The sequence below is a fragment of the Paenirhodobacter sp. CAU 1674 genome, assembly GCF_029222945.1.
Lineage (GTDB): Bacteria > Pseudomonadota > Alphaproteobacteria > Rhodobacterales > Rhodobacteraceae > Rhodobacter.
In genome coordinates this window covers 49,776-56,704 of sequence record NZ_JARHUH010000012.1, presented here as the reverse complement: position 1 = coordinate 56,704, position 6,929 = coordinate 49,776, and the positions used below count along the sequence as shown (strand labels likewise).

7 protein-coding genes are annotated in these 6,929 nt (G+C 61.9%); 2 read left to right on the top strand and 5 right to left on the bottom strand.

Features of this window, described 5'->3' with window-relative positions; translation table 11 throughout:
* Positions 1-237 precede the first annotated feature (237 nt).
* A complete protein-coding gene (locus P2G62_RS15945; protein ID WP_038068706.1) occupies positions 238-522 on the bottom strand; it encodes a hypothetical protein in 285 nt (94 codons plus the stop codon).
* 182 nt (positions 523-704) lie between these two features.
* Here P2G62_RS15945 and P2G62_RS15940 point away from each other — a divergent pair, with 182 nt between their 5' ends.
* Together P2G62_RS15940 and P2G62_RS15935 are read left to right on the top strand one after the other, a co-directional pair.
* Positions 705-3,059, top strand: coding sequence for a cation-translocating P-type ATPase (locus P2G62_RS15940; protein WP_018001712.1), 2,355 nt, complete (start codon positions 705-707; stop codon positions 3,057-3,059).
* A gap of 63 nt (positions 3,060-3,122) precedes the next feature.
* A complete protein-coding gene (locus tag P2G62_RS15935; RefSeq protein ID WP_018001713.1) occupies positions 3,123-3,635 on the top strand; it encodes a L,D-transpeptidase family protein in 513 nt (170 codons plus the stop codon).
* 9 nt (positions 3,636-3,644) lie between these two features.
* Here the strand turns inward: P2G62_RS15935 and lnt are convergent, their stop codons facing one another.
* From lnt to P2G62_RS15915, 4 genes are read right to left on the bottom strand one after another with little or no spacing between them, the layout of a single operon-like run.
* Positions 3,645-5,222: an apolipoprotein N-acyltransferase gene (lnt, locus tag P2G62_RS15930; protein WP_018001714.1), complete on the bottom strand. Its 1,578-nt coding sequence runs from the start codon at positions 5,220-5,222 to the stop codon at positions 3,645-3,647.
* Positions 5,189-5,647: a signal peptidase II gene (gene lspA / locus P2G62_RS15925; protein ID WP_018001715.1), complete on the bottom strand. Its 459-nt coding sequence runs from the start codon at positions 5,645-5,647 to the stop codon at positions 5,189-5,191. The genes lnt and lspA overlap by 34 nt, the downstream gene beginning before the upstream one ends.
* 28 nt (positions 5,648-5,675) lie before the next feature.
* Complete coding sequence (locus P2G62_RS15920) at positions 5,676-6,458, bottom strand: ZIP family metal transporter (RefSeq protein WP_026155630.1); 783 nt, start codon at positions 6,456-6,458, stop codon at positions 5,676-5,678.
* A 12-nt stretch (positions 6,459-6,470) separates the two neighbouring features.
* Positions 6,471-6,926, bottom strand: a complete 456-nt coding sequence (locus tag P2G62_RS15915; protein WP_018001717.1) for a DUF411 domain-containing protein — start codon at positions 6,924-6,926, stop codon at positions 6,471-6,473.
* Positions 6,927-6,929: the final 3 nt, after the last annotated feature.

Genomic DNA, 6,929 nt, shown 5'->3' with positions numbered 1-6,929 from the left:
GGATGCGGTGGTCGCCCAAAGGGGCTCACCGAGTAGCCGTCACAAGGGCCGCAGTTCTCGATGGTCGGCTGACCGTCGCAAACAGAAAACGCGCCGCATGACCCCCATGTTTTGTCCACTCCCTGCCGAAAGCGTCTCGTCTCAGATTTAAGGGCAACGCGACAACCGCCTATCTTTACTCGGCGGAGGACAGCGTGACTGCCCGCAGCTAAGCCAAGCAGCGGACGGCAAACGCAATTAAGTTTCGCGAGGGGTGCAGATACGATTGCCGTTCGCCGTGCGCAGCGGCAGCAAGGTTGTTTCTACGGGGCCGCTGTGTTTGTACCAGTAGCACCCGTCCTCGGGCACCAAGCGCGCGGTTGCAACATCCTGATCCGGGGCAGCCATTGCAATCACGGCTTCGGGAACTTTGCCCCGCCGGTCTGCCGAGTCGCCCGGTCCAGTCGGCTGGATTGCGCACCCGGCCGTAAGAGACAGCGCCACTGCAACAATTATTTTTTGCTTCAGCATCAAAACCCGCATCAAGCTTCCTTTCGTGTCTGTTTTTCTTTGCATCGGCTTTTCATGCCTCAAGGCGTGATGGAGCCGGTCGCCGCATCCTCTAGCAATAAAACAAACTGAAATACCACCGTATTTTGCTCTTGAAGCTCTAGCTACTGTAGGGGCTATGTCATGGTAAAGCACCCGAATCCAGAGGTCCATTCATGCCGCCCGACACCCATCGTCACGACCACGATCACGCCGAAGATGCCCAGACAAGCGGCGGCAGCTGCTGCGGGAGCGCCGGAACGTGCGGCGACATCGTTCCGGCGACCCCCGCGCCAGCGGGCGGGCGCAGTTTTCAGGTGTCCGGCCTCGATTGCGCCGAGGAGGTAGCAATCCTGAACAAGGTGGTCGGCCCGAAGATCGGCGGGGCCGAGCATCTCGCGTTCGACGTGATCAATGGGCGGATGACTATTCTCGACAGCGCCAAGAGTTTATCGGACGGCGAAATTGCAGAACTGGTCGCAAGCACCGGCATGACCGCCAAGCCTTGGGATGCCGAGAACGCGTCGGTCGACCAGGCGGCCCATCTTGCAAGACAGCGGCTGTTTACGGCGCTCAGTGGAGGCTTCTGGGCCGCGGGATTTCTGTGGCACATCATCGAGACCGGCATGGGCGGGGCGCTCGGCCTCTTCGCGGGTCACGGCGAAGCGCCGATGCCACTGGTCGAGGCAGGGCTGTTCGCGGTTGCGATCCTGTTCGGTGTCTGGCTCGTGGCACCCAAGGCATGGTCGTCCGCTCGGCGGCTGTCGCCCGACATGAACCTGCTCATGGTGGTCGCCGTGGCCGGTGCCATCGGGCTTGGCGAATTTTTCGAGGCGGCGACAGTCGCGTTCTTCTTTTCGCTCTCGCTCTACCTCGAAAGCTGGAGCGTCGGGCGTGCGAGGAATGCGGTTTCAGCTCTGCTCGACCTCGCGCCGCCGACGGCAAGAGTTCTTCATGATGACGGCTCGGAAGCGGACGTTCCGGCTTCTGCGGTTGCTATCAACGCACGTTTCATCGTGCGCGGCGGAGACCGCATCCCATTGGATGGTGAGGTTGTCGATGGGGCAGGGGCCGTCGATCAGGCGCCGATCACCGGAGAGAGTGCGCTGGTCCCAAAGGAACGGGGCGACGAAGTCTATGCCGGTACGATCAACGGCGAAGGCACACTGACGGTGCGCGCCACGAAGGCCGCCTCGGACACCGTGTTGGCCAAGATTATCCGCATGGTCGGCGACGCCCATGCCCGCCGCGCGCCGGTGGAGCAGTGGGTGGCGAAATTCGCCCGCATCTATACGCCTATCGTCATGGCTCTCGCCATTGCAATTGCCCTGCTGCCGCCGCTCATTTTCGGGGGGGCCTGGGATTATTGGTTCTACAATGCACTCGTGCTGCTGGTGATCGCTTGCCCATGCGCTCTGGTCATCTCGACACCGGTCTCCATCGTCGCTGCACTCACCGCCTCAGCGCGGGCCGGGGTGCTGATCAAGGGCGGTGCATATGTTGAGGCACCGGGCAAGACCACTGCACTGGCCATGGACAAGACCGGCACGATCACCATGGGCGAGCCCGAGGTGGCGGCGGTGCATCCGCTGGGCAAAGCATCGGCGCAAGATCTGATGACCCTCGCCGCTGGGCTGGAGGCACGTTCCTCGCATCCCTTGGCGCGCGCCATTCTTGCGCGGGCAGAAGCCGACGGCATCAAGGTATCCGCCGCGGAAGATACCCGAACCGTTCCGGGCAGGGGACTTGAAGGACGCACAGACGGCCGGTCGATCTGGCTGGGGTCGGACCGGTTTGCCGAGGAGAAGGGTTTCGGCGACGCCATTCCGAAGGATTTGCGCGACCGCATCGAAGGGGCTGGCAGCACCCTTGTTGCCGTGGGCGACGACACCGGTGTCACCGGCATCTTGGAATTGCGCGACCGTATCCGCCCGGATGCCAAAGGCATCGTGGCGCAGCTTCACGCGCAGGGTGTGAAGACCATCGTCATGCTGACCGGTGATAACGAGCGGACAGCGCGCGCTGTTGCAGCCGAGGTCGGCATCGACGAGGTCCGTGCCGAGCTTCTGCCCGAAGACAAGGTGACTGCCATCGAAGAACTGGTCGAAACGCATGACATGGTGGCCATGATCGGCGACGGGGTCAACGACGCCCCGGCCATGGCGCGCGCGCATTACGCCATCGCAATGGGTGCCGTTGGTTCGGACGCGGCAATCGAGACGGCGGATATAGCCCTGATGACCGACGATCTCGGCAAGGTGCCTTGGCTGATCGGTCATTCGCGCCGGACAATGTCGATCATTCATCAGAACATCGGTATTTCCTTGGCGACCAAGGGCGTTTTCGTTGTCGCTACCGCGTTCGGACTGGCATCGATGTGGGGCGCGATTGCAGCCGACGTAGGAGTGTCATTGCTGGTGGTGGCCAATGCCCTGCGCCTGCTGAACAGCCAAGAGGCCAAGGCGCCGCCGTCCGGCGGTGAGCAGGTTGGCCCACAGATGGCAAAGGCCGCGCTTGCCCACGGACATTGATCACGCAGCATTTGCAAGGTAACGTAATGTCCATAACAGACCTCACGAAAGAGGCATCGAGCAGTGAAAACCATCCGATTTCCCCGCCGCGCCGTCCTGTTGGGCGGGCTGGTAGCGTTTCTGTCCGGGTGTGCCAGCAAGTTCCGCAGCTATGACGGACCCGAAGTCACCCGTGTTCGGCTTTACAAGGGACAGCGCTTGCTTGTTCTCGACGGAGCCGATCGCGTCTTGCAAACCTATCCGGTCGGGCTGGGTTTCGCTCCTGAGGGTCACAAACAATTCGAGGGGGATGGCCGGACTCCGGAAGGAGTTTACACAATCGACAGGCGAAACCCCAACAGCACCTACCATCTTTCGATTGGCATCTCTTATCCGAACGAGGCCGACATCGCCTTTGCCGAAGCGCAGGGCCTTTCCCCCGGCGGCGACATCTTCATCCATGGTGGCCCACGCCCCGGCATCGACCCGACAAATGTCCGCGACTGGACAGCTGGCTGCATCGCGGTCACGGATCGGGAGATCGAGGACATCTATGCAATGGTGAAGGACGGGACACCTATCCACATCTTTGCATGACGGTCTTTCTCATGCGGCGGTAGTGAGCCGTCGCATTGGCGCCATTGCCCAGCTCCACGAAGCCAAGATGAGCGCCAACAGCATCCAGTCCCCGAAGCTCGCGTAGAGTGTCGGCGGTCGCGCGGAGGGCAGGCTAGCGTCGATGATGCCCGTTTCGCCGGTATCGAGCCGCGCAACGATCTCTCCGCTCGCGTCGATGACCGCAGAGATGCCCGTATTCGCGGCTCGGATGACTGGAAGGCCTTCCTCTACGGCGCGCATACGTGCGGAAGCCAGATGCTGCTCGGGTCCGATGCTGGTGCCAAACCAGGCATCGTTTGTCGCGTTGAAAATCCAGTCCGGCCGGAACAGGTCGTCGACCACATGCCCTGGGAAGATGATCTCATAGCAGATCGCCACGGCGACCAGCGGCACACCCGGAAGCGCAAGCGTTCTCGGGCCCGGTCCGGGCGTAAAATCGCCCAGACCCGCCGTGAGCCGCTCGATGGGCAACCAGCCGCGGAATGGCACATATTCGCCGAAGGGCACGAGATGGTGTTTCGCGTATCCGGTCAGGATCTCGCCGGTCTCGTCAAATGCCTGGACCGTGTTGAAATATCGGGTGCCATCCTCGCTCGGTACACGGTCCGGCACACCGGTAAGCAGCACTCTGCCGTCTGGTAGCGCTGCGGCAATGCGGGCCCGTGCCTCCGTATCCTCATCGAGGAAACCCGGAAAGGCGGTTTCCGGCCAGAGAAGCACGTCGAAATCGCCGGGCCGGGTTGAAAGCTCAAGATAGCGCGCGAAGGTCGCCTCGCGGTTCTCGGGAGCCCATTTCTCCTCTTGTGGAATGTTGCCCTGGACGATGCGCAGGTCGACACCGGGTGGCTGTTGTGCATCCGACTGGAGGCGCAGCGTGCCGACAGCCCACATCGTCGCGATTCCGGCCAGCGCCATGAGCGAGATGGTCAATCGTTGCCGCCCGGACGCCATAGCAGCCGCGCCAGGGAGTACCGCGACGAACACGGTGAGAAAGCTTAGCCCATAGCTTCCGACCCAGGCGGCGGTCTGGCGAAGGGCGGCGTAGTCTACAAGTGCGTAACCGGCCAGGTTCCAGGGAAACCCTGTCAGAACGTGACCACGCAACCACTCGGCCACGGTCCAGGAGGTCGCGAACAGGAGGCAGGCCAAGAGACTGCCCATGGCTCCGCGCCGCGCGATTTCGGCAAAAAGCGCAGCGGCAATGGCTGGGAAAATCGCGAGACCTGCGGACAATCCCGCGACCGCCGGAATCGCCATCGTCCCAAACCGCTCGGCCTCGACGTAGAAACTTTCCGCGATCCACCAAATCCCGAAACCGAACTGGCCGAGACCAAACGCCCAGCCGACGAGGAAAGCGCGCCCGAAGGAGAGATCGCGAAGCCCGACAAACAACGCGGAATAGGCAACGGGAACGAGCAGGAGAATCGAAAGAGGCGGGAAAGTCAGAACGGTCATCGCCCCGGCGGCGAAACCAAGCGTCATCCGCGAAAGCAAACGGTGGCGCAGAGCGATGCGGTTCAGAATTTCCGGCTTCACGACTTGATCGAACGCCGCGCGCTGATCCATGGCGCGGCGAGCAAGAGCCCCACGCCACTGACGACAAATACATCGGCCAAGTTGAAGGCAGGCCAATGTGTTGTGCCAATGTAGAAATCGAGAAAGTCTGTTACAGCCCGATACCGCACACGATCGATGACATTGCCCAGGGCTCCGCCAATGATCGCACCGTAGGCAAGCGTTTCCACCGCATTGTCGGCGCGAAACAGCATAACCCCCAGCCAAACACAGATGGCAAGAGCGAAAGCGATGAGGCTCCACCACGGCGCGCCGCCCAACATCCCGAAAGTCACGCCGTCATTACGATAAAAGACGAGGTTGAATCCCGGAAACACGGGAATCCCGGCGCTTAAAGTGACGGCATTCGCAACGACAATGGCTTTGGTGATCTGATCGATCGCGAACGCAGCAAGTGCTGCGAAGACGCCGATCATCGGAGATACCTTGTTTAGTGACATTGCCTCATCCCAACCAGACATCAAGGAACAGCATCAGAACGAGCCCGACTGCGAGACCGAGCGTCGCCCTGTTCTGATGGCCGCTGCGATGGGTTTCGGGGATGATTTCGTGGCTAATGACGTAGAGCATTGCGCCCGCGGCAAAGGCCAGACCCCATGGAAGCAGCGGTTCCGACAGTGTGATGATGCCGGCCCCGAGCAAACCGCCAATCGGCTCGATCATGCCCGTCAGCGCCGCGATGCCCCAGGCGCGCAGCTTCGGATATCCCTCGCCCAGCAGAGATACAGCGACGGCCAATCCTTCGGGCGCATTCTGAAGCCCGATGCCGATGGCGAGCGGCAGACCGCCCTCCATACCTCCGGATCCGAAGCCGACCCCAACCGCAAGGCCTTCGGGGAAGTTGTGGATCGTGATTGCGATGATGAACAGCCAGACCCGCCGCAAAGACGCCGCTTCGGGCCCTTCGCGTCCCGTCTTGAAGTGCTCGTGCGGCAGCTTTTCGTTCATCAGGGCGACAGCCCCCATGCCCAGAAGAATCGAAACGCATACGATGGCCGCAGGCATCGCGCCGTTTTCGAACATCGGCTCCGCCGCATCCAATGCCGGGATGATCAGCGAAAAGAAAGAAGCGGCGAGCATCACACCGGCAGCGAAGCCGAGCGACAGATCGCGTGTGGCCCGAGACGGGATGCGCCCGAACAGCACGGGAACTGCTCCGACTGCTGTGAGCGATCCGGCGGCAAGACTTCCGAGAAAGCCGAGCATTATCGGAGACAGATTTTCCATGGGCGGGCCAGATTATCCTTCGGCGTAGCTCGAAAAGACTTCCGTCGACCCGTCCTTGCGGATGAGGAAGACATCATAGGCCTCGCGGTCGTCTTCTGGCCCCATGCCGGGCGAGCCATAGGGCATCCCCGGAACAGCGAGGCCGACGGCGTCCGGGCGCTCCTCGAGAAGGCGGCGGATGTCAGCGGCCGGTACATGGCCCTCGATCACGTAGCCGTCAATGAGCGCGGTGTGGCAGGAGACCATGCGCTGCGGCACGCCGTTGTCTAGCTTGAAGCGCACGAGAAGCCCGCCGAACATGTCCTGGCCGGTCGGCACAAACCCGTTCTCTTCGAGATGTTTCATCCACGAGAGGCAGCAGCCGCATCCGTTGGTCTTGCGGACGTCGATCGCCGTTGCCTCTGCGAGGGCCTGGGCCGCTGGGAACAGGGCGAGCGTGATGGCAAGAACTTGTGTCATGCGTTTCATGGG